The sequence below is a fragment of the Streptomyces sp. DSM 120436 genome, assembly GCF_055778765.1.
This window is the reverse complement of the sequence record NZ_JBSKBS010000002.1, coordinates 1,789,312-1,809,710: the sequence shown is the minus strand read 5'-3', so window position 1 is coordinate 1,809,710 and position 20,399 is coordinate 1,789,312. Positions and strand designations below refer to the sequence as shown.

The 20,399-nt window shown below is 74.3% G+C and carries 20 protein-coding genes and 1 pseudogene; 9 read left to right on the top strand and 12 right to left on the bottom strand.

Going from position 1 to position 20,399, the window contains the following annotated elements; all coding sequences use genetic code 11:
* Positions 1-50 precede the first annotated feature (50 nt).
* Entirely contained in the window at positions 51-410 is a 360-nt protein-coding gene (locus ACWH4W_RS30335) for a 5-carboxymethyl-2-hydroxymuconate Delta-isomerase (protein WP_473079000.1), read from the top strand.
* A gap of 7 nt (positions 411-417) precedes the next feature.
* Here the strand turns inward: ACWH4W_RS30335 and ACWH4W_RS30330 are convergent, their stop codons facing one another.
* The 3 genes from ACWH4W_RS30330 to ACWH4W_RS30320 form a co-directional block, all read right to left on the bottom strand.
* The gene (locus ACWH4W_RS30330) at positions 418-834 is read right to left on the bottom strand and encodes a hypothetical protein (protein ID WP_473078999.1); all 417 of its coding nucleotides are present in this window, start codon (positions 832-834) and stop codon (positions 418-420) included.
* An 8-nt stretch (positions 835-842) separates the two neighbouring features.
* Positions 843-1,538: a TetR/AcrR family transcriptional regulator gene (locus ACWH4W_RS30325; protein WP_473078998.1), complete on the bottom strand. Its 696-nt coding sequence runs from the start codon at positions 1,536-1,538 to the stop codon at positions 843-845.
* 65 nt (positions 1,539-1,603) lie between these two features.
* A complete protein-coding gene (locus tag ACWH4W_RS30320; RefSeq protein ID WP_473078997.1) occupies positions 1,604-3,526 on the bottom strand; it encodes a hypothetical protein in 1,923 nt (640 codons plus the stop codon).
* A 190-nt stretch (positions 3,527-3,716) separates the two neighbouring features.
* Here ACWH4W_RS30320 and ACWH4W_RS30315 point away from each other — a divergent pair, with 190 nt between their 5' ends.
* A complete protein-coding gene (locus ACWH4W_RS30315; protein WP_473078996.1) occupies positions 3,717-4,148 on the top strand; it encodes a hypothetical protein in 432 nt (143 codons plus the stop codon).
* Between the two features lie 101 nt (positions 4,149-4,249).
* On the opposite strand, the gene ACWH4W_RS30310 is transcribed toward ACWH4W_RS30315, so the two are convergent.
* The 6 genes and pseudogenes from ACWH4W_RS30310 to ACWH4W_RS30285 form a co-directional block, all read right to left on the bottom strand.
* Positions 4,250-5,749 carry a DUF1996 domain-containing protein gene (locus ACWH4W_RS30310; RefSeq protein WP_473078995.1) on the bottom strand — a complete coding sequence of 500 codons (1,500 nt, stop codon included), beginning with the start codon at positions 5,747-5,749 and terminating at the stop codon, positions 4,250-4,252.
* A gap of 242 nt (positions 5,750-5,991) precedes the next feature.
* A pseudogene (locus ACWH4W_RS30305) lies at positions 5,992-6,686 on the bottom strand (sensor domain-containing protein); the annotation flags it as partial.
* 67 nt (positions 6,687-6,753) lie between these two features.
* Entirely contained in the window at positions 6,754-7,761 is a 1,008-nt protein-coding gene (locus ACWH4W_RS30300) for an NAD-dependent epimerase/dehydratase family protein (RefSeq protein WP_473078994.1), read from the bottom strand.
* A gap of 160 nt (positions 7,762-7,921) precedes the next feature.
* Entirely contained in the window at positions 7,922-8,950 is a 1,029-nt protein-coding gene (glnII, locus tag ACWH4W_RS30295; protein ID WP_473078993.1) for a glutamine synthetase, read from the bottom strand.
* A 308-nt stretch (positions 8,951-9,258) separates the two neighbouring features.
* Positions 9,259-9,945 (bottom strand): RlpA-like double-psi beta-barrel domain-containing protein, encoded by a 687-nt coding sequence (locus ACWH4W_RS30290; RefSeq protein WP_473078992.1) that lies wholly within the window; start codon positions 9,943-9,945, stop codon positions 9,259-9,261.
* Between the two features lie 98 nt (positions 9,946-10,043).
* Entirely contained in the window at positions 10,044-10,430 is a 387-nt protein-coding gene (locus tag ACWH4W_RS30285) for an arsenate reductase family protein (RefSeq protein ID WP_473078991.1), read from the bottom strand.
* Positions 10,431-10,663: 233 nt separating this feature from the next.
* Here ACWH4W_RS30285 and ACWH4W_RS30280 point away from each other — a divergent pair, with 233 nt between their 5' ends.
* From ACWH4W_RS30280 to ACWH4W_RS30255, 6 genes are all read left to right on the top strand, one after another.
* A complete protein-coding gene (locus ACWH4W_RS30280) occupies positions 10,664-10,978 on the top strand; it encodes a hypothetical protein (protein ID WP_473078990.1) in 315 nt (104 codons plus the stop codon).
* 198 nt (positions 10,979-11,176) lie between these two features.
* A complete protein-coding gene (locus ACWH4W_RS30275) occupies positions 11,177-12,409 on the top strand; it encodes a sensor histidine kinase (RefSeq protein WP_473078989.1) in 1,233 nt (410 codons plus the stop codon).
* Positions 12,406-13,080, top strand: coding sequence for a response regulator (locus tag ACWH4W_RS30270; protein WP_473078988.1), 675 nt, complete (start codon positions 12,406-12,408; stop codon positions 13,078-13,080). The genes ACWH4W_RS30275 and ACWH4W_RS30270 overlap by 4 nt, the downstream gene beginning before the upstream one ends.
* Before the next feature lie 188 nt (positions 13,081-13,268).
* Complete coding sequence (locus tag ACWH4W_RS30265; RefSeq protein WP_473078987.1) at positions 13,269-13,712, top strand: hypothetical protein; 444 nt, start codon at positions 13,269-13,271, stop codon at positions 13,710-13,712.
* Positions 13,713-13,734: 22 nt separating this feature from the next.
* Entirely contained in the window at positions 13,735-14,478 is a 744-nt protein-coding gene (locus tag ACWH4W_RS30260) for an ABC transporter ATP-binding protein (protein WP_473078986.1), read from the top strand.
* A complete protein-coding gene (locus tag ACWH4W_RS30255) occupies positions 14,475-17,027 on the top strand; it encodes an FtsX-like permease family protein (RefSeq protein ID WP_473078985.1) in 2,553 nt (850 codons plus the stop codon). The genes ACWH4W_RS30260 and ACWH4W_RS30255 overlap by 4 nt, the downstream gene beginning before the upstream one ends.
* Positions 17,028-17,033: 6 nt before the next feature.
* Here the strand turns inward: ACWH4W_RS30255 and ACWH4W_RS30250 are convergent, their stop codons facing one another.
* Both ACWH4W_RS30250 and glnA read right to left on the bottom strand, forming a co-directional pair.
* Positions 17,034-17,291, bottom strand: coding sequence for an SCO2583/SCO2584 N-terminal domain-containing protein (locus tag ACWH4W_RS30250; protein ID WP_473078984.1), 258 nt, complete (start codon positions 17,289-17,291; stop codon positions 17,034-17,036).
* A 158-nt stretch (positions 17,292-17,449) separates the two neighbouring features.
* Positions 17,450-18,859 carry a type I glutamate--ammonia ligase gene (glnA, locus tag ACWH4W_RS30245; RefSeq protein WP_473078983.1) on the bottom strand — a complete coding sequence of 470 codons (1,410 nt, stop codon included), beginning with the start codon at positions 18,857-18,859 and terminating at the stop codon, positions 17,450-17,452.
* A 210-nt stretch (positions 18,860-19,069) separates the two neighbouring features.
* On the opposite strand from glnA, the gene ACWH4W_RS30240 reads away from it, so the two are divergent.
* Positions 19,070-19,537 (top strand): RDD family protein, encoded by a 468-nt coding sequence (locus ACWH4W_RS30240; protein ID WP_473078982.1) that lies wholly within the window; start codon positions 19,070-19,072, stop codon positions 19,535-19,537.
* A 102-nt stretch (positions 19,538-19,639) separates the two neighbouring features.
* Here the strand turns inward: ACWH4W_RS30240 and ACWH4W_RS30235 are convergent, their stop codons facing one another.
* On the bottom strand, positions 19,640-20,344 hold the full coding sequence (locus ACWH4W_RS30235; protein ID WP_471588281.1) for a DUF4191 domain-containing protein: 705 nt from the start codon (positions 20,342-20,344) through the stop codon (positions 19,640-19,642).
* Between the last annotated feature and the right edge of the window lie 55 nt (positions 20,345-20,399).

The window sequence follows — 20,399 nt, the reverse complement described above, 5'->3', positions numbered from 1 at the left end:
ATGACCGGCCGCGGCTATCGTGGGCCCTCCTGACCTGGACAGGAGGGCCCATGCCGCAGATCACCGTCGACTACTCCGAAGGCCTCGCGGACGGCTTCGACCGGCCCGCCTTCGCGCGGGACCTGCACTCCGCCGTGGTGGAGATCGCGGCGGCGAAGCCGCCCGCGTGCAAGACGCGGTTCCGGCGCACCGAGGACCCGGTGGTCGGACCCGAGGCCGAGGGGCACGCGCTGGTGCACGTGCACGTCGCCCTGCTGGCCGGCCGCACCGACGAGACCAAGGCCCGGCTCACCGAGACGGTCCTGGAGCTGCTGCGGCAGCACGTCGAGCCGGCCGAGGGGCAGACGCTGCACGCCTCCGCCGAGGTCCGGGACCTCGACCCGTCCTACCGGAAGTCCGAGGGCGAGTGACGGACGGTCACGACAGGCCGTCGCGGTACAGCCACGCCGGCCGCACCGGGACGCCGTCCTCGTCGACCTCCGTGTCCGGCGCCGGCGGCGGCTTCCGCGGCGGCTCGGAAGGTGCGGGGTCCGCCTCGGCCACCGGCTCAGGCTCGTGTGGTGCGGCGGAGTCCTCCAGCAGCTCCGCCACCGCGAACCGGGTGGCGAACGACTGCCACGACCCGTCCACCACCAGCAGGAACCCGTCCCCGGTGCGCAGCAGACGGCGACGCTTCGGGCTCAGCGGATGCGCGGGGGAATGGGCGCGGGCGCGCCGCTCCAGCTCCGCCAGCGCCTCCTCCCGCGATCCGGTGACGTGCGCGACGACGTGCGTCTCGACGTGCTTGCGCTGTCCGGTGCCGACGGTCGTCTCGACGACCAGCCCCCACGTCACGTCCGGGTTCACTCCTGGGCCAGCGAGATCATCCGGGCGGCCAGGTCCGTGAACGGGCCCTCGCCCGGCTCCTGTTCGACCAGCCCCCGCAGCAGCGTGGCGAGTTCCTCGTCCCGGGCGGCGGCGACCGCGGCCAGCGCCGCGAAGTCCTGCACCAGCTTGGTCTCCAGCTCCTCGCGCGGCACCCGCCGCCCGTCCAGCCAGATCAGCGCCGTCGACTCCACGAGCGAGATCCAGGAGCGCACCACCAGCTCCAGCCGCGCAGGCGCCGGACCCACCACGCCCATGTGCGCCAGCATCTGCTCGTACGCGGCCTGCCGCACCGAGTCGACCAGCGCGTTGGTGGTGGAGGAGCCCACGGCGGGACCGCCGCGCATCAGGGCGGAGAAGCCGGGGCCGTGCTCCTCCACGAAGTCGAAGAAGCGCGCCATCACCCGCCGCAGGCGCGAGCCCAGCGGACCCTCGCGCGGCTCGGCGAACCGGGACGACAAGTCCTCCGCGGCACGCCTCAACGCGGCTTCGTACAGGCTGAGTTTGCCGGGGAAGTAGTGGTAGACGAGCGGGCGCGAGATGCCCGCCCGGGACGCTATCTCGTCGATCGAGACCTCGTCCGGGGAACGTTTGCTGAACAGTTCGAGAGCCACGCCGATCAACTGCTGCCGGCGCTCCTCGACTCCCATCCTCCGACGCACCCCGGTACCCATGCGCACACCCTACCGATCGGTTCCGGCCTCCCACGGGCCGGAGCGGGCACCGGTGTTCCCCCGGATCACCGCAACCCGCCGACCGACCCCCCGTCCTCCAGCGTGCCCTTGAGGTCGGCCCGCGCGCCCTTCTCCGCGCGCACCGACAGCATCCGGTCCCGCGCCTTTCCCTCGACGCCGCCCGTGGCCTCCACGGACGTCACCCCGTCACTGCCGGCCGCGAGCAGGTACCAGGCGCCGCCGGCGGACTTCCACAGCACCCCGGCGAGCACGTCCGGCCGCCGCTCCCCGCACGCCGGCACGTCCTCGGCGCGCGCCGCCACCGCCCCGTACCGCGCGCCCGGCGAGTGGAACTGCGCCAGCACCCGCGCCCCGGCGCCCCGCCAGGTCTCCCCGCGGGCGCACAGCCACTGCGCCCGGCCGTCGCCGCCGGGCAGCGGCTGCTCCGCGTACGCCCAGGCGTTGACGCCGCGGACGCCAGCCGACCGCATCGCGGCCAGCGAGCAGGCGTACGGCGCCCAGGTGCGCAGCGCCTTCGCCCCGGACACCTCCTCCGTCTCGCCCGGACGCCCGGTGGTCAGCCGCGCCGGGACCAGCTCGCCCAGGTCCGTCAGCAGCCGGGTGCCGGTGCCGTCGGTCACCTCCAGCGCGTTCCACGCCGTGCACGGCTCCCGCCCCTGGCCGGAGACGAACGGCCCGGTCACCCCGTCCTCCAGGGCGAGGTCCCTGGGATCCGACCCCGGCGCGCGCAGGTCCCGCTCGCCCGCCTCGCGCACCCACGGGGCCACCAGGAAGCGGACGTTGCCGTCCGAGCGGCTCAGCACCACCGCGCTCGCCCCGGCCCGCCCGGCTCCGTCGACCCGCGCCAGGTCCAGGGCCGCGCCCCGCTCTCCCTCCTCCGGCTCGGCGTACCGGGCGAGACGCCAGCCGTCGTAGAGGATCACCACGCGAGCGGCGTCCACCGTGCCCGCGTACAGCAGCCGGGGCGGTCCGGCGGGCCCGCCGGACGGGGTGCCCGGGGTCGCCGACGCCTTGACGCCCTCGCCCGGCCGGGCCCAGACGGCGAGTGCGCGGCGCAGCAGCGCGCGGTCGCCGGTGAGGGCGCCGCGCGCCGGCCACACCGAGAAGTCGGTGCGCGCCGACGTCCTCCACGCCGCGGCGGGCACCCGGGTCAGCCGCGCGGGGTCGAGGGCGGCCTGCGCGGCGGGGTTCCGCGCGTACGGGGGAGCGGCCGGGCCGTCGGCGCCCCAGCCGTCCCCGGGCAGCGACAGCAGCGCCCCGCACACCGCCAGCGCCGCCGCCCCGACCAGCGCGGCGTGCAGGTGCCGGCGGCGGCGCAGCAGGTCCGTCGGCCGGGCCTGCAGCGAACAGGGGTCGAACTCGCAGGAGTCGAGCAGCCGGTACGGGTCCGGGACGCCGTCGGCTTCCGCCAGCGCGGCGTCCGGGTCCGCGACGCCCGCGACGGCCAGCACCCGGCGCACCTCGCGGTCCGGCAGCCCCTCCCACCCGCGCAGGGCGTGCGCGGCGCGGGCCGCGGCGGACAGCGCCGACAGCCGCTGGTCCAGGGCGAGTTCGTCGGCGCCGCCCGGCCGCGGGAACACCTTCAGGCCCCACACCTGGGGCAGCAGCGGCGGCAGCTGGGCCCGCTTCGGCAGACCCCGGCGGCGCAGCGGCAGGCCCGCCTCCAGCGCCGCGCGCACCACCTGGAGCCGGACCAGCGCGTAACCGGGGTCGCCGTCCCGGCCGGAGCTCCGGGCGGGGATCAGCGGCGCGTCGGCCCGGCCCCGGGGCAGCGCCCGCTGGACCAGGGCGTGCGCGGTGAGCACCCGCCGGGTGCGGCCCATGCGGGACGGCAGCACCAGGTAGGCCAGCCGGACGAGCCGCGGATAGTGCTCGACGAGCGCGGCCTCGGCCTGTTCGACGTCCACGGCCGGGCCGGCCGGGGCGGAGGGCGCGGGGGACTGGGTGGCGACATCCTGTGACTGCACGTTCAGCAGAACGAGCGCATCCGTCGATGGTCACCTGTCCGCCGCGTCCGTCCGGTCACCGGACCGGCCGGCCTGCGGGGTGATTGAGCGCCGGGCGCGCCGCAGCCGTATCGAATGCCGAGGGCCCCGCCCGGGGGCTCCGTGCGGCGTGCCGCCGCGCACGATGTCGCCGTCAAGACCGGAGGAACACATGAGGGTGACCCGACCGAAGCTCGCGCTGGCCTGTGCGGTGGCGGCCCTGGCGCTGGCGGGCTGCGGGGCCGGCGGCGCCGGGGAGGACCGGGTGCCGCCCACCGTCACCGGCAGCCTGGAGAAGCTGGCCGCCGAGGCGAAGTGCGACCCCGACATGCAGACCGACGCCGACACCATCCGGCAGGCGCTGTGCGGGAAGGGCGACGGGAAGTACGTCCTCGCCACGTTCGCCACCGACCGCGGCCAGCGCGAGTGGCTCGACACGGCCAAGGACTACGGCGGTTACTACCTCGTCGGCCGCAAGTGGGTCGCCGTCGGCGAGGAGGAGACGGTCGAGGCGCTGCGGGCCAGCCTCGGCGGCGACCTGGAGGAGGGCTCCGCGCACATGAACCCCGGCGGCAGCCACAACAGGGGCGGCCACCACGGCTGAGCCGCCTTCCGGCAGCCCGGCGCAGCGGAAGGCCGGCGGTGGGACCTCCCACCGCCGGCCTTCTCCCTCTCCCCCGGGGACCCTGTCAGCGGCCTTGCCGCCTACTGGCAGTCGCGGCCGCTGTTGATGCACTCGACCATCTCGTTCATCAGGTCCTCGTCGAAGAAGTTGATGAAGTCGTTGTGGTCGGTGATCGGCTTGTGCAGCTGCTCCGGGAAGGTGTCCACCGCGTACGGGTTCACCAGCTGCCCGTCGTCGGTCCGCGGGGCCGGGATGTTGTCGTACACCAGGCGGACCTGGAGCTGCGGGATGGCCTGGAAGCCGTCCGGGCAGGTGCCGTCCGCCGCGACGAAGGCGACGTGCGTGCGGTGGTTGGCGCTGTCGGTGTTCTGGCCGTCCCAGCAGCTCTGGAAGCTGGACGTGCGGACCACGCCGCTGCCCTCGGGGCAGATCGGGTACTTGTCCGTCACCTGACGGTCCTCGAAGCCGGTGCAGCTCCACGCGGTGTTGGCGTTGCCCAGGCCGTTGGTGAAGGCCTTGGCGTCACCGGTGATGATGCGCAGCGCCCGCGGCATGGGGACGACGTCGCCGGTGCGGTTGCCGACGAACGTCAGGTTCACCTCGGTGGGCGCGACGATCTTGCCGACGTTGCCGTCCTGGCCGCCGCCCGGCTGGTCCTGGTCGATGTCCTGCGTGCCGTCCTGGATCCGCAGCACCGGCCAGAAGTACGACGACCGGTCGCCCCGGTTCTGGCAGCTCGTGTCGCCGCCCGCCAGGTCCTCGTCGCTCGCGAAGGCGTTGTTGGCCTGGTTGCCGACGTAGTCGTGCTGGTGCTGGGCGCCGTTGCTGACGCCGGGCGCGACGATCACGTTGTCCGAGTTGCGCAGCCCGTTCTCGTTGGTGCCGCACACGGTGGTGAAGCTGCCGGTGGAGCCGGTGTCGCCGTTCGCGGGCAGGCCGTTGGGCAGGTTCCGGGAGCCCGGCCGGACGTCCTCGATGCGGATGAAGTCCTCCGCCACGGGGCCGTTCCCGGCCTGCCCGCCGTTGTCCTGGCCGCCGTCCTGACCGCCGTCCTGACCTCCGCCGTCCTGGCCGCCGCCGTCCTGGCCTCCGCCGCCGTTGCCGGGCTGCTCCGCGGGCACGCCCTGGCAGCGGGCGAACCGGCCGAGGCCGCGCTTCTGGCCGCCGGCCCGTTCGACGTTGAGGTCGATGCGGTCCAGGGTGGCCGCGCGCTTGGCCCTCAGCGGGCCGAGGATGGCGTTCTCGACGTAGTTCGCGTCCCCCGCCTGCGCCTGCCGGGTCTCGGCGAGGCGCGTGTACGCGTCGGTGATCTGGCGGTCGAGCCGCGCCAGTTCCCGCGCCACGTCCCGGCGCGCCTTGCGGGGCACCTTGGTCAGCTTCTGCCCGACGTCCGGACAGTTGATCGTGGCGACCCGGGCCTGCCCCGACTTCGTCGCGTGGTGGCGCCCCCCGTTCTCCTCGTGCGCGGAGGCGTAGAAGTTGGCCCAGACCAGACCGCCCCCACCGATCGCCAGGGCCGCCGCCCCGGCTATCACCTTGGTGGCCAGCGGCGTACGGCGTTTTCTCGTGTTGCGTCCCATGGAACTCCTCTGACTTCCTTGCGGGGCATCCCTGTGCGGGGCATCGAGGCGCCCGTGAGGGGAAGCGGCGCCCATGAGTACGCAGACCGTCCCACGGGTGTTCATCCGGCACAGGAACCGATGAGAAGCGGTGTGGTTCCGTCGGCGTCAACAGCCCTTGCGGCAGCGGGGGTTGCCGGTCCTCCACCCGAGGGGGAGCCGGGTGTCCGGTGTCACCGGCCGGGGCCGGGAGACACCGGCACGCGGCGGTGGGCGGCGGCGGAGTCCACGGCGTCCCGCCGGGTCCCGGTCAGCACCCGCACCCGCCCGGCCGGCTCGCCCGCGCCGTCCCCCAGCACGGCCCGGGTGAGCAGGAAGTGCCCGCGCAGCAGGTGCGCGGCGGTGACGTGTCCGACCAGCAGCAGCACCAGTCCCAGCGCACCGGCGGCCAGCGCGGTCGCCTGTCCGGACACCGGCACGAAGCCGTACCAGTACGGGTCCGGCAGCACCCGCCACAGCCCCGCCGCCAGCGCGAGTCCCTCCAGCGCGTGGACGAGCAGGGCGAACGGCAGCAGCGCGGTGACGAAGCCGGCCGTCATGTCGGCCGGCAGCCACAGCAGGTCCCGCCGGGTCGCCGGGTCGCCCAGCATGCCGGACGTCCGCCCCCACGGATCGGCGTCCCTCGGCAGCGGCCGGTAGGTGCGCGGGATCCGCACCCGCCCCACCCGGCCGCCGGCAGCCGCCGCCGGTCCGCGAACGCCCGCACGCCCCGCAGCACGTACGGCGTGGTGACGATGCCGACCCCGACCGGGATCAGCGCGATCGACACCGCGGCCGTCACGAAGCACACCACCGCCCCCGGCAGCGACACCAGCGCCAGCGCGAGCCCTCGTACCGCCGCGAGCGGGGCGCCCCGCGCCGCACTCACCTTGCCGTGTCCGCTCGTCCCTGTCGTCATGGGCCCAGCCTCGTCGTCCGCGGCCGGCGGCACACTGGGCCCGGCCCCGCCCCGGGGGTGGGGCTGCCTACACCCCCCGGGCCGCCAGCACCTTCGCCTCGATCTCCGGGTCCAGCCCCTTGACCGTGCGGTCCGGGCGCTGCGGCGCCGTGCCGCCGATGTCCCGCAGCCAGGCCCAGGTGTCCGCGACGGTCTCCCCGACCGGGCGGCAGCGCAGTCCGGTCGCCACCGCCCGGGAGACGTCCGCCGAGTGCAGGGCGTCGTGCAGGTCGCTGTGCGGCGGCACCCACACCGGGAGCTGGGTCCACGGCTCCACCCCGGCGTCGAGGATCACCTCGGGCTCCGTCCACCGCAGCTCGGCCGGCCCCCCGGTCACCCGCGCACAGGCATCCAGCAGCTCGCCCATGGTGGCGTGCCCCTGCGGCGACATCAGGTTGTACGGCCCGCTCAGCTCCTGTTCCGCCGCCCCGAGGATCCACTCCGCGAGGTCGCGGGCGTCGACGTACTGCAACGGCAGGTCCCGCGGGCCGGGGGCGAGCACCGGGCCGCCGCGCGCCACGTGGTTCAGCCACCAGGGCAGCCGCCCGACGTTCTCGTACGGCCCGAGCAGCAGCCCGGCCCGCACCAGCACCGACCGGTCCGCGCCGAAGGCGTCCACCGCGGCCAGCTCCCCGCCCCGCTTGTCCCGCGCGTAGTCCGTCCCGCCGGCGTCCGGGGAGGCGCCCTCCACCACGGGCGCGTCCTCCCCGTACCCGGCGGGCGGCGCCCAGGTGTACACCGAGCAGCTCGACACGTACACGTACCGCCCGGCCCGGTCGCGCAGCAGCCGCGCCGCGTCCCGCACCGCGCGCGGGGCGGACGACCAGGTGTCGACGACGACGTCCCACGTCCCCGGGTCCTCGTCGAGGGCCGCCAGCCCGTCCACCGCGGTCCGGTCGCCCAGCAGTTCGCGGGCGCCCGGCGGCGCCGCGTGCCGTCCCCGGTGGAGGACGGTCACCTCCCAGCCCCGCCCGAGGGCCGCCTCGACGACGGCCCGGCCCGCGAACTCCGTACCACCCAGCACCAGAAGTCTCATACCGGCGACCCTGCCCCGCCGGGCGGCACGGGGGAACGGGAATCTGCTGTCGGCAGAGAGCCCGCGCGCTCGGCGCCGCACCGGCGGCACGTGCGCGCGGCCGGCCCGGCGCACGGTGCGGACGGCGTCACGGAACTCCGGGCCGGGCCTGCGGCGCCGGTCAGACCTGGCCGGCCTTCTCCAGCGCGGTGCAGCAGGTGTCGACCAGCAGACGGGTCACCACGTACGGGTCGACGTTGGCGTTGGGGCGGCGGTCCTCGATGTAGCCCTTGCCGTCCTGCTCGACCTGCCACGGGATGCGCACCGAGGCGCCGCGGTCCGAGACGCCGTAGGAGTACTCGTTCCACGGGGCGGTCTCGTGCAGGCCGGTGAGGCGGTCGTCGATGCCGGCGCCGTAGTTCTTGACGTGGTCCAGCGGCTTGGAGCCCTCCCCGAGCGACTCGCACGCGGTGATGATCGCGTCGTAGGACTCGCGCATCGCCCTGGTGGAGAAGTTGGTGTGCGCGCCCGCGCCGTTCCAGTCGCCCTTGACCGGCTTGGGGTCGAGGGTGGCGGCGACGCCGAAGTCCTCCGCGGTGCGGTAGAGCAGCCAGCGGGCCACCCACAGCTGGTCGGCGACCTCCAGCGGGGCCAGCGGGCCGACCTGGAACTCCCACTGGCCGGGCATGACCTCGGCGTTGATGCCGGAGATGCCCAGGCCCGCCCGCAGGCAGTTGTCCAGGTGCGCCTCGACGACGTCACGGCCGAAGATCTCGTCGGAGCCGACACCGCAGTAGTAGCCGCCCTGCGGGGCCGGGAAGCCGCCCTTGGGGAAGCCCAGCGGGTAGGCGTCCTTGAAGAAGGTGTACTCCTGCTCGATGCCGAAGACCGGCTCCTGCGCCGCGAACCTCTCGGCGACCTCGGCCAGCGCCGCGCGGGTGTTCGACTCGTGCGGCGTCATGTCGGTGTTCAGGACCTCGCACAGCACCAGGACGTCGTCGCCGCCGCGGATCGGGTCCGGGCAGACGAAGACCGGCTTGAGCACGCGGTCGGAGGCGTGGCCCTTGGCCTGGTTGGTGGAGGACCCGTCGAAGCCCCAGACCGGCAGGCCGGCGCCTTTCGCGTCGTCGCCCAGGATCTTCGTCTTGGACCGCAGCTTGGCGGTCGGCTCGGTGCCGTCGATCCAGATGTACTCGGCCTTGAAGCTCACGGTCCACATCCTTCGGGGTGGGTCTGGGCGCTCGGTGCGGATGCTGCGGCGCTGCGGCACGGGGGCGCCGCCGGCGATGTCCCGCAGCGTGTCAACGGGCGATTTCCCGTCCATTGCCCCTGTGTGAACCCCGTGTTACCGGATGCCCGGGCGCCCGGCCCCACTCCGTGAGGGGGCGGGGGAGGGGGCCGGGTGCATGCGAGGGGACGTGAGGAAGCCCTTGTGCGTCACGCGGGCGGGCCCGTCGCTCCGGCCGGGAGCGGCGGGCCCGCCCGGGCATGCCGGACCTCACCCCGCGTGCGCGGACCTCACCCCACCTTCTCGATCAGGGCCCGGCGGATCAGGAACCTGCCCGGCTCGCGGACCTGCTCGAAGGCCGCGTCGTTCAGCAGCACGCAACTGCCGGACACCGAGGTGACCTCCACCGTCGTGGACCTGCCGTTGTCCAGGTTCGTCACCCGCAGCTTCGTGCCGGCCGGGAACCGGTCGCTGGACGCGGCCGGGGCGCCGGGCTCGCCGGACAGGGTGACGGTCGAGCCGTTGCACACCTGCTCACCGGCGGCGGCCCCGCCGCCGTCCTGCCCCGGCTGCGCGTCCTGCCCCGCCTGCCCGTCCCGGCCGCCCGCGGCGGGCTGCGACGGGGCGGACGGCCCCGGCTGCGCGGGCTGGGAGCCCTGAGCCGACTCCCCCACCGTGCACCCGGACGCCTCCTGCTGCACCTCGATCTGCGCGATGACCGCCTCGCGGTTGGCGATCCGCGCCTCGGACCGGGCGTCGGGGTCGGCCCGCTGACCCGCGATGAACCGCTCGTTGTTGCCGAGCGCGGTGGCCAGCCCCTGGCAGACCGTCGAGTCCGCCGCGGACCTGGTGGCGGCCGACGGCGGGGCGGCGTTGGACGTGGTCGCCATGACGAAGGCGCCGCCGCCCGCCACCGTGGCCGCGCTCAGCAGCAACGCGAGCTTCTTCTTCGGGCCGAGACTTCTCCTGCGCGACATGCGCGCCTCCAAGAGGATCGGGGGAGCGTACGCCGCTATGTACGAGATACCGGACGCGGTTGCTCAGGGACCGGCCCAAGCCGCCGAAGTGGCCTGCGTCACAGGGGTGTTGAGTCGGGGCGCCCTCGGCGGGACAGGGCGTCCCGCACGGCCTCCTCCGTGCGGGCCACCACCGCCGTCCCGTCGTCCGCGGTGATGACGGGCCGCTGGATCAGCTTCGGGTGCGCGGCCAGCGCCGCGATCCAGCGGTCCCGCGCGCCGGCGTCCCGCGGCCACTCCTTGAGTCCCAGCTCCTCGGCCGCCGCCTCCTGCGTCCGGGTGATGTCCCACGGCTCCAGTCCGAGCCGCTCCAGGACCTCCCGGATCTCGTCCTCGCCCGGCACGTCCTCCAGGTAACGGCGGACGGTGTACTCCGCCCCCTCCGCGTCGAGCAGGCTGATCGCGCTGCGGCACTTGGAACAGGCCGGGTTGATCCAGATCTCCATGCCGTACACGGTACGCCCGGACCCCGTCTGTTCGAATTTCCGACCCGTCCGCACACCTCTCGCGCACCACCCGTCCCGGCCCCTCAAAACCCAACCTCACCTGCGCATTTGATGGCCGAAGCGAGCCTGTCGATTGTCGGTGGCAGACCGTAGAATGAGGGAAGTGTTCGAGGGAGTTGCCGAGGTCGCCGTGGACCCCGGAGGACGGCCCCGACCGCGACAGGAGGATGCCCGTGCCCGCTGCCGCACTCAAGCCGAAGCCCCTGCCCACCCAGTCCACCGCGAAGCGACCCGTGCCGCTCGAACTGCCCTGCGCCCCGGTGCAGAAGCGCCCGCTGCCGCCGGGCCGTCCGCGCGCGTGGTACATCACCCACAACCGCCGGCTGAAGGCGATGCGCCTCGCCATCGCCCTGCTCGACTCCGGCGTCTACCTGCCGAGCCAGGCGCGCGACGAGACGATCCGCGGCGCCGCCGAGCTGATCGGCGTCCACCCGCCGTCGGACACCACGTGCCACATGGTCCGGGCGTTCATGCGCTACAACCGCTGAGCGGCGGCCGGTGAGCGACAACCGCTGAGCACAGGACCGGTGCCGGGCGCCCCCAGCGCGGGGCGCCCGGCACCGGCGTGCCGTGACCCGCCGCGGCTGAGGCAGTATGGGCGGCGGCGGGGTGCCACCCGCCCCGAAGCCGCCCGGGCCGAGCGGCACTTGTCCGGCCGCGCCCGGCGGAGGAGAGAGGGAGGGCCGTTGGCCGAGGAGAGCACGGTCCCGGTCCCGTGGATCACGCCGTCCGGCCGGTACGCACGCGCCCTGGGCCGCGCGATCGACGTCGCGCTCGCCCTGGTGGTCCTGCTGGCGGCACAGCGCTACACCGGTGACCACGACCTGCTCCTGGGCGCCCTGATGGCGCTCGCCCTGCTGGCCCGCAGGAAGCACCCGGTCACCGTGATGGCGGTCGTCCTGACGCTGGCCCTCGTGCAGTTCCTCCTGTACGAGCCGTACGCCGCCACCCCGCCGGCGTCCGCGCCCGCCGCGTACGACGTGGCCGTGCTGTTCGCCATGATGTCGGTCGTCCACCACTCCCGGACCGCCTGGACGCCGTACGCCGCGGGCGGCGTGGTGCTGCTGGCGACGGCGGCGACCGCGGTCGGGCCGCCGCTCCTGGGCGCCGAGCCGTTCACCGACGGCGGGACGCTGCTCGTCTGCTGGGGCCTGACGCTGACGGTCTGGCTCACCGCCTTCGCCCTCCTCACGCGGCGCCTCTACGCCGAGAGCCAGGCCGCCCGCGCCCGGCACGCCGAGCGGGAGCAGGAGCAGCGCGTCCGGCTGGCCGCGGCCCGCGAACGGGCCGAGATCGCCCGGGAACTGCACGACGTGGTGGCGCACAGCCTGGCCGTGATGATCCTCCAGGCCGACGGCGCCGGGGCCGTGCTGCGCAAGTCGCCCGACAGGGCGGAGTCCGCGCTGAAGACCATCGCCGCGACGGGCCGGGACGCCATCGACGACATGCACCGCATCGTGCGGGTGCTGCGCGAGGGACAGCCGGAGGCCGACGGCGCGGGGGAGGACCGGCGGCTGGTCACCCTCGACGAGATCGCGGTCGTCGCGGACCGCGCGCGGACCGCCGGACTGACCGTGGACCTCTCGGTCGACGTGGCCGGGGGACGGCTGTCGCCGGCGGAGGAGATGACGGCCTTCCGCATCGTCCAGGAGTGCCTCACCAACGTGCTCCGGCACGCCGGGGCCGGGGCGGCGGTCGACATCCGCGTCCGCGAGGAGGACGGCGCCCTGCTGATCGACGTGACCGACGACGGGGCCGGCGCCCTCGCGGGCCGGGCCGCCGCCGGGGCGTCCGGGGGGAACGGACTGGTGGGGATGCGCGAACGGGTGGAACTGACCGGCGGCGCCTTCGAGGCGGGCCCCCGGCTCGGCAGCGGATGGCACGTGCGTGCCTCGATACCGGTGAGGACGAAGCGATGACAGGGACCGACAGGCCGATCCGGGTGGCCGTGGTGGACGACCAGCCGCTCATCCGGGCCGGCTTCTCCATGGTGCTGGCCGGCCAGGACGACATCGAGGTCGTCGGCGAGGCGGAGAACGGGCGGCAGGCCCTCGACCTGCTCGACACGGTGGCGGCGGACGTCGTCATCATGGACATCCGCATGCCGGTCATGGACGGCATCCAGGCCACCGAACGGCTGACGCGCCGGGAGGACGCGCCCGGCGTGCTGGTGCTCACCACCTTCGACGACGAGGAGGACGCCTTCGCGGCCCTGCGCGCCGGAGCCGGCGGCTTCCTGCTGAAGAACGCCCCCGCCGACGAGGTCGTCCACGCCATCCGCGTCCTGGCCGCGGGCGAGTCCGTGGTGGCCCCGCGCATCACCCGGCTGCTCCTCGACCGGGTCTCGGACCGGCTCGCCCCGGCGAACGGACAGGCCGAACGGCTGGAGCAGCTCACCGGCCGCGAACGGGACGTGCTCGGCCTGGTCGCCCGGGGCCTGTCCAACGCCGAGATCGCGGCCGAACTGTACGTCGCGGAGGCCACGGTGAAGACGCACCTGGGCAACCTCATGGCCAAGCTGCACCTGCGGGACCGCGCCCAGGCCGTCGTCTTCGCCTACGAGTCCGGACTGGTCCGCCCCTCCGCGTGAGCCGCCTCCCCCTCAGGGGGCAGAGGTGCACCCGCCCTCTGCCCCCTCGGGCGCAGAAGGCGCCCCGTCCGGCGTACCGGACCGGCCGCCTTCGGTCTCGGATCCGTGGCCGATCCGCGGAAGGCCCCGGGATCCCAGACTTCTCCCAGTGCCGCGGGACGCGGCGGAGAGAAGACACGGAGGACCTCATGGCCACCACGACCACCACGCCCGCGACCCGGCCCCACCGCAAGCGCAACCGCCTGATCCTGGGCGCCGTCGCGGCCGCGGTCGTCGCCGCCCTGGCCGCCGGGGGCGCGTCCTGGTGGCAGGACCGCGACGAGCTGAGCCAGGCGTCCGCCGAGGACTGCCGGCTGGCGCAGCGGATCGTCACCGAGGCCGCGGAGATCGCCACCGGCCCGGTGCCGCAGGCCGAGAAGTGGTGGAAGGAGACCGGCGACGAGCGCCGCGCCACGATGAAGGACGGCTACCTCGGGGCGAAGATCTCCCACTACGAGGGCTGGGCGCTGGAGACCGCCAGGAAGTCCGCCGAGACGCCGTCCGCGAAGGACGTGAAGGACCTCCAGGAAGAGGCGCGGGGACACTGCGCGGACTCCGGCGTCACCCTGACCCTGCCGCCGCTCGGCTCCTGAACCGGACCGAGGGACCGCCCCCATGACCGTCCACGCCGCCGCGCGCGGCCACGCACCCGACGACGTCATCACCACCACCGCCCTGGTCAAGACCTACCGCCAGGGCACCGACGAGATCCGGGCCCTCGACGGGGTGTCCGTCGCCGTCCGCCGCGCCCGGTTCACCGCCGTCGTCGGCCCCTCCGGGTCCGGCAAGTCGACCCTGATGCACTGCGTCGCCGGACTCGACACCGCCACCTCCGGCAGCGTCGTCCTGGACGGGACGGAGCTCACCGGGCTGTCCGACCGGCGGCTGACCCGGGTGCGCCGCAAGCGCATCGGGTTCGTCTTCCAGTCGTTCAACCTGCTGCCGCAGCTCACCGCCTACGAGAACATCGTGCTGCCCGTCACCCTGTCCGGCCGGCGCCCGGACCGCGAGCTGGTGGACCACCTGTGCGGGGTCCTCGGCATCGCCCACCGGCTGTCGCACCGCCCCGCCGAGCTGTCCGGCGGCCAGCAGCAGCGGGTCGCCGTCGCCCGGGCGCTGGTGGCCCGGCCCGCCGTGGTCTTCGCCGACGAACCCACCGGCAACCTCGACTCCCGGGCCGGCGCCGAGGTGCTCACCATGCTGCGCCGGGCCGTCGACGAACTCGGCCAGACGGTCGTGATGGTCACCCACGACCCCGCCGCCACCCGGTACGCGGACCGGGTGCTGACCCTCGCCGACGGACGCGTCGTGCACGACGAGCGCACCACCCCCGACGGCGCCCTCGGGAGGCGGCGATGAGCACCCCGTGGCGCGCGACGGTCCTGGGCTCCCAGGTGGCCGAACTCCTGCGCAGGCCGGGCCGGTTCGCGGCCACCGGACTGTCGCTGCTGATCGCCGCCTTCGTCGTCTTCGGGGCCGTCATGGCCCAGCAGATCGTCACCGCGACCGTCGTCGAACGGTTCCGCGGCACCCCCGACGCGGTGTCGCTCACCGTCACGCGCAAGGAAGCGCGGGACATCCGCGAGGCCGGCCTGGACGCGATCCGGGGGACGCCCGGGGTCGCCGAGGCCGTCGGCCGGGCCGACGGCGGCGCCCCGGTCGGCGGCAGCGCCGCCGAACGCTACCTCGCCCTCTCCGCCGACCCCGGCGCCGGCGCCCTCGCACAGGTGCGGCTGGTCGAGGGCGCCTACCCCGCCGGGCCGGGCCGGCTCGCCGTCGACACCCGGGCCGCCGAGGCGTACGGCCTCACCCCCGGATCGTCGCTCACCCTGCTGCTCCCCGGCCCCGACGGCGACAGCACCCGGCGCGTGCCGGTCGAGATCACCGGCGTCGTCCGCTCCACCGCCACCGGCGCCGCGGAACCCACCGGGTACGCGCCCGGCCCCGACCTGGTGAAGCTGCTCGGCCTGCCGGGCTACGCCCGCGTCGACCTCCGCACCGACCCGACCACCGCGTCCGCGGAAACGGCGGAGCGGATCCGGCGGGCGGTGCCCGGGGCGGTCGTACGGTCCGGGGACGAGGTGCGCGACCAGGAGGCCCGCGAGGCCGTCGCCGACGCGAGCGACACGAGGGAGCTGGCCGGCGTCTTCCTCGCGGTCGCGGTCGGCGCGGCCGTGCTCGTCGCCGCCTCCACCTTCCGCATCGTCTTCGCCCGCCGCGTACGCCAGTTGGCGCTGCTGCGCGCCATCGGCGCCACGTCGAGGCGGCTCGCCGCGGCCCTCGTCGCCGAGGGGGCGGCGGCCGGCCTGCTGGCCGGCGCGGCCGGCGTGCTCGCCGCCTGGGGCTGCGCCCGGCTCGTCCCCCCGGTCGCCGGCCGGTTCGGGCACGACCTGTCCGTCCCCGCCTCGCTCCCGCTGCCCGAGGCCGCCCTCACCGTCCTCGGCACCGGACTCCTCGCGGTCCTGGCGGTGCTGGCCCCGTCCCTCACCGCCTCCCGCGTCTCCCCGCTCCAGGCCCTGCGCACCGCGACGTCGGGGGAGAGCGCGGTGAGCGGCACCGGACGGACCGTGCTGGGCGTGCTGTGCGCGGCGGGCGCCGTGCTCCTCGCCCGGCAGCAGTACACCGGACTGCCCGAGCCGGGCGACACGGCGTACGACCGGTTCGCGGCGCTGACCGTCGTGGTGGTCTCCGGCGCCCTCGCCTTCCTCGCCCTGATCGCCCTCGGCCCCCTGCTGGTCCGGTCGGTGCTGGCGGCCCTCGCGGTGGCGCTGCGCCGTACCGGGGCGACCGGCCGCCTCGCCGTCGCGGGCGTCGGGGGAGCGCCCGGCCGGGCCGCCTCGGTCTCGGTCGTGGTGGCGCTCGGCGTCTGCCTGGTCGGCTCGACCCTGACCTGCCTCGCCTCCCTGGACGCCTACGAGCGCTACCAGCGGACGCTGGAGGCGCCCGCGGACTTCCACCTGTACGCGGGGGAGGGCGGAGCGCTGGATCGGACGCTCGCCGCCGACCTGGCCGCCCGCCCCGAACTGGCCGACGTGACCGCCTTCCGCACGGCCGAGGTGATCGAGGGAAACCGCAGCGCGACCGTCTCCGACCTGGACCTCACCACCGTCCGCTCCGGGACCGGTCTGACCGCCCGGACCGGCTCCCTCGGCCGGCTCGGCCCCGCGCACGCCGTGGTGGACGCCGAGTACGCGCACCGCCTCGGCGTCGAGGCGGGCGACCGCGTGACGCTGGAGTTCGAGGGCCGTCCCGTACGGCTCACCGTGGCGGCGACGCTGCCCGGCGCCGGACCTCACGGCGGGAACTTCTTCGTGCCCGCCGCGGACCTCACCCGCATGGGGGCGGCCCCCGCGCCCACCCTGATCACCGCCAACGCCGCGGCGGACGGCTCCCGGGGACGCACGCGCGCCCACCGGGCCGTCACCGAGACGCTGACCGGACCGGAGCGCGGGGACGGCAGGGTCGTCGCCGAGGACACGGCCGCGCGGGCGGGTCCTGACGACGACCTGCGGACGACGGCCACCACGGTGGTGATGCTGCTCTGCCTGACCGTCCTGGTGGCGGTCGCCGGCGTCGCCACCACGGCGAGCCTCACCGTGGTCGAGCGCCGGCGCGAGTTCGGGCTGCTGCGCGCCCTGGGCCTCGGCGGAGCGGCCGTGCACCGCATGGTCACGGTGGAGTGCGCGCTCCACGGCGTCCTGGGCGGCGTCCTCGGCCTGGCGCTCGGCGTGCCGTACTCCTGGCTGGTGGTGCGGGTCGCCGAGGTGAGCGCCCCGTTCACCGTGCCGGCGGGACAGCTCGCCGCGGTCCTCGCCGCCCTCGTCCTGGTCACCGCCGCCGCGGGCACGGTCCCCGCGCTGCGCGCCTCCCGGACCCCGCCGACGGTCGCCGTCGCCCGGGGCGACTGACCCGGGTCAGTACCGCCCGACGTCGGCGTACCCGAGCAGGACGATCACCGCGACGACGCAGCCGAGCACCACGACCGTCGACACCCACGACGAGCGTCCCGCCGACCCCCGGTGCTCCGGCTCGGCGCGGAACGGCACCGGTCCGGGCGGGTTCTCCTTCCAGCGGGCGGCGAGCATCCGCGCACGGGCCGAGGGCTCCTTGTGCTCGGCGCCGTCCGCCCACCTCAGATCGAACTCGCGCTCCTCGTCGTCCCGCTCGGACATCCCCGTGACCCTCTTTCGAACAGCAGTGTCGCCACTAGGATCCCTCCCCGGCCGCGAAGAGGGAAGCCTTCCGGGCACGCCGCCGCCCCCGTCCCCGGACGCACCGGGGACGGGGGCGGCGGCGTGCGGACCGGCGCGGCACGCGCGCCGCGGTCCGGTCACACGTCGAAGTACAGCTCGAACTCGTGCGGGTGCGGACGAAGCTGCAGCGGGGCGATCTCGTTCTGGCGCTTGTAGTCGATCCACGTCTCGATCAGGTCCGGCGTGAAGACGTCGCCCTGGAGGAGGAACTCGTGGTCGGCCTCGAGACGGTCCAGCACGGCGCCGAGGGAGGTCGGGACCTGGGCCACGTTGGCGTGCTCCTCGGGAGCCAGCTCGTAGAGGTCCTTGTCGATCGGCTCGGCCGGCTCGATCTTGTTCTTGATGCCGTCCAGGCCGGCCAGCAGCAGCGCCGAGAAGGCCAGGTACGGGTTGCCGGAGGAGTCCGGGGCGCGGAACTCGACGCGCTTGGCCTTCGGGTTGGATCCGGTGATCGGGATGCGCATGGCCGCGGAGCGGTTGCGCTGCGAGTACACCAGGTTGATCGGCGCCTCGAAGCCCGGCACCAGACGGTGGTAGGAGTTCACCGTCGGGTTGGTGAAGGCCAGCAGCGACGGCGCGTGCTTGAGGATGCCGCCGATGTAGTAGCGGGCCATGTCCGACAGCCCGGCGTAGCCCTGCTCGTCGTAGAAGAGGGGCTCGCCGCCCGACCACAGCGACTGGTGGACGTGCATGCCGGAGCCGTTGTCACCGAAGATCGGCTTCGGCATGAAGGTCGCGGTCTTGCCGTTGCGCCAGGCGACGTTCTTCACGATGTACTTGAAGAGCTGCAGGTCGTCGGCGGCCGCGAGCAGCGTGTTGAACTTGTAGTTGATCTCGGCCTGGCCGGCGGTGCCCACCTCGTGGTGCTGGCGCTCGACCTGCAGGCCGGCCCGCTCCAGCTCCAGGGAGATCTCGGCGCGCAGGTCGGCGAAGTGGTCGACCGGCGGGACCGGGAAGTAGCCGCCCTTGTAGCGGACCTTGTACCCGCGGTTGTCCTCCAGCGCACCGGTGTTCCAGGCGCCCGCCTCGGAGTCGATGTGGTAGAAGGACTCGTTCTCCGAGGTCTTGAAGCGCACGCTGTCGAACACGTAGAACTCGGCCTCGGGGCCGAAGAACGCGGTGTCGGCGATGCCGGTGGAGGCGAGGTACGCCTCGGCCTTCTTGGCCACGTTGCGCGGGTCACGGGAGTACTGCTCGCCCGTGATCGGGTCGTGGATGAAGAAGTTGACGTTGAGCGTCTTGTCGCGGCGGAAGGGGTCGACCCGCGCGGTGGAGAGGTCGGGCAGCAGCGCCATGTCGGACTCGTGGATGGCCTGGAAGCCGCGGATCGAGGAGCCGTCGAAGGCCAGCTCCTCGGCCGGGTCGAAGGCCGACGCCGGGATCGTGAAGTGCTGCATCACGCCCGGCAGGTCGCAGAACCGGACGTCGACGAACTTGACGTCCTCGTCCGCGATGAACTTCTTGGCCTCGTCGGCGTTCTGGAACATCCAGCTCCTCCTACTCCCGACCGTCCCGCCGGGGTGGTAGATCGTTCGTGCGGCCAGTGCGGGGGGCACACGCTGCACCCGACCCTAGGGACGGGTCATTTCTCGGGCGTGACCCGTTTGTTTCGCACACGTTAACCAGCGCCTTTCCCAGGGTAGCCCTGGCACACCCCGCCGTCCCCCGGTCATGTCCGGTCGCAGTACCGTGGACGGGTGGACAACAGACAAGCAATCGGATCGTGGCTGTCCGGCCCGCGCGCGGCCATGGAGGAGGCCGGTGCCGACTTCGGCTACCGGGGTGAGCAACTGGGGCTGCCGGAACAGGGACCGGGCTCGATCGCACGCCCCGGCCGCAGGCTCGGCGCCCTCGCCGTGGACTGGGGCCTGTGCCTCCTGATCGCATACGGTCTGTTCACCGACGGCTACGACGCCCGGACCGGCAACTGGGCGCTGCTGGTGTTCCTGGTGCTGAGCGTCCTGACCGTCGGCACCGTCGGCTCCACCCCCGGCAAGCGGCTGTTCGGCCTGCGGGTGGTCGCCCTCGACAGCGGCCGGGTGCAGCCGCTGCGCGGCCTGCTGCGCTCGGTGCTGCTGTGCCTCGCGCTCCCCGCGCTCATCTGGGACCGTGACGGCCGCGGCCTGCACGACCGGCTGGCCCGCACGGTCGAGGTCCGCATCTGACCCGGTCCTGCATCCGATCCGGTCCTGTGCCCGGACGAGGACGGGGGCGCCGGAAGGGAATCCGGCGCCCCCGTCCTCGTGCTGTCCCGTCCGGGGCGGGGCTCAGCGGCCCCGCGGACCGCCGCCCTTCGGCAGCTTCATGCCCTTGGGCATCGGCCCCTTCGGCAGCGGCATGTTGCTCATCAGGTCGCCCAGCGCGCGCAGCCGGTCGTTGGTCGCGGTGACCTGCGGGCCGGTGAGGACGCGGGGCAGCTTGAGCATGGTGGTGCGGAGCTTCTTCAGCTCCACCTGGCCCTCGCCGGTGCCCACGATCAGGTCGTGCACGGGGACGTCCGCGACGATGCGGTTCATCCGCTTCTTCTCGGCGGCCAGCAGGCTCTTCACCCGGTTCGGGTTGCCCTCGGCGATCAGCACGATGCCGGCCTTGCCGACCGCGCGGTGCACCACGTCCTGGTTGCGGTTCATCGCGACCGCCGGGGTCGTCGTCCAGCCGCGGCCGATGTTGTCGAGCACGGCCGCGGCGGCGCCCGGCTGTCCCTCCATCTGTCCGAAGGCCGCTCGCTCGGCGCGGCGGCCGAACACGATCGCCGTCGCGAGGAAGGCGAGCAGGAAGCCCAGGATGCCGAGATAGATGGGGTGCCCGATCAAGAAACCGATCGCGAGGAAGACACCGAAGGTGACGATTCCGACAGCCGCGAGTACAAGACCGATCTTCTTGTCGGCCCTGCGGGTCATCTTGTAGGTCAGGGCGATCTGCTTCAGTCGCCCGGGGTTCGCAGCGTCCGCTGCGGTTTCCTTCCTCGCCATGGCATGAAGTCTACGTGCCGCCCGGAGCGCGTTCGACGGCAGTCCGGGATGGGCC

What these genes read in the sequence shown, in the direction of transcription:
- ACWH4W_RS30260 (WP_473078986.1), top strand. Translation starts at nt 13,735, where the DNA reads ATGACCGTCCACGCCGCCGCGCGCGGCCACGCACCCGACGACGTCATC.
- ACWH4W_RS30290 (WP_473078992.1), bottom strand. Translation starts at nt 9,945, where the DNA reads ATGTCGCGCAGGAGAAGTCTCGGCCCGAAGAAGAAGCTCGCGTTGCTG.
- ACWH4W_RS30325 (WP_473078998.1), bottom strand. Translation starts at nt 1,538, where the DNA reads ATGGGTACCGGGGTGCGTCGGAGGATGGGAGTCGAGGAGCGCCGGCAG.
- ACWH4W_RS30255 (WP_473078985.1), top strand. Translation starts at nt 14,475, where the DNA reads ATGAGCACCCCGTGGCGCGCGACGGTCCTGGGCTCCCAGGTGGCCGAA.
- ACWH4W_RS30285 (WP_473078991.1), bottom strand. Translation starts at nt 10,430, where the DNA reads ATGGAGATCTGGATCAACCCGGCCTGTTCCAAGTGCCGCAGCGCGATC.
- glnA (WP_473078983.1), bottom strand. Translation starts at nt 18,859, where the DNA reads ATGTTCCAGAACGCCGACGAGGCCAAGAAGTTCATCGCGGACGAGGAC.
- ACWH4W_RS30250 (WP_473078984.1), bottom strand. Translation starts at nt 17,291, where the DNA reads ATGTCCGAGCGGGACGACGAGGAGCGCGAGTTCGATCTGAGGTGGGCG.
- ACWH4W_RS30270 (WP_473078988.1), top strand. Translation starts at nt 12,406, where the DNA reads ATGACAGGGACCGACAGGCCGATCCGGGTGGCCGTGGTGGACGACCAG.
- ACWH4W_RS30310 (WP_473078995.1), bottom strand. Translation starts at nt 5,749, where the DNA reads ATGGGACGCAACACGAGAAAACGCCGTACGCCGCTGGCCACCAAGGTG.
- ACWH4W_RS30265 (WP_473078987.1), top strand. Translation starts at nt 13,269, where the DNA reads ATGGCCACCACGACCACCACGCCCGCGACCCGGCCCCACCGCAAGCGC.
- ACWH4W_RS30235 (WP_471588281.1), bottom strand. Translation starts at nt 20,344, where the DNA reads ATGGCGAGGAAGGAAACCGCAGCGGACGCTGCGAACCCCGGGCGACTG.
- ACWH4W_RS30315 (WP_473078996.1), top strand. Translation starts at nt 3,717, where the DNA reads ATGAGGGTGACCCGACCGAAGCTCGCGCTGGCCTGTGCGGTGGCGGCC.
- ACWH4W_RS30335 (WP_473079000.1), top strand. Translation starts at nt 51, where the DNA reads ATGCCGCAGATCACCGTCGACTACTCCGAAGGCCTCGCGGACGGCTTC.
- ACWH4W_RS30300 (WP_473078994.1), bottom strand. Translation starts at nt 7,761, where the DNA reads ATGAGACTTCTGGTGCTGGGTGGTACGGAGTTCGCGGGCCGGGCCGTC.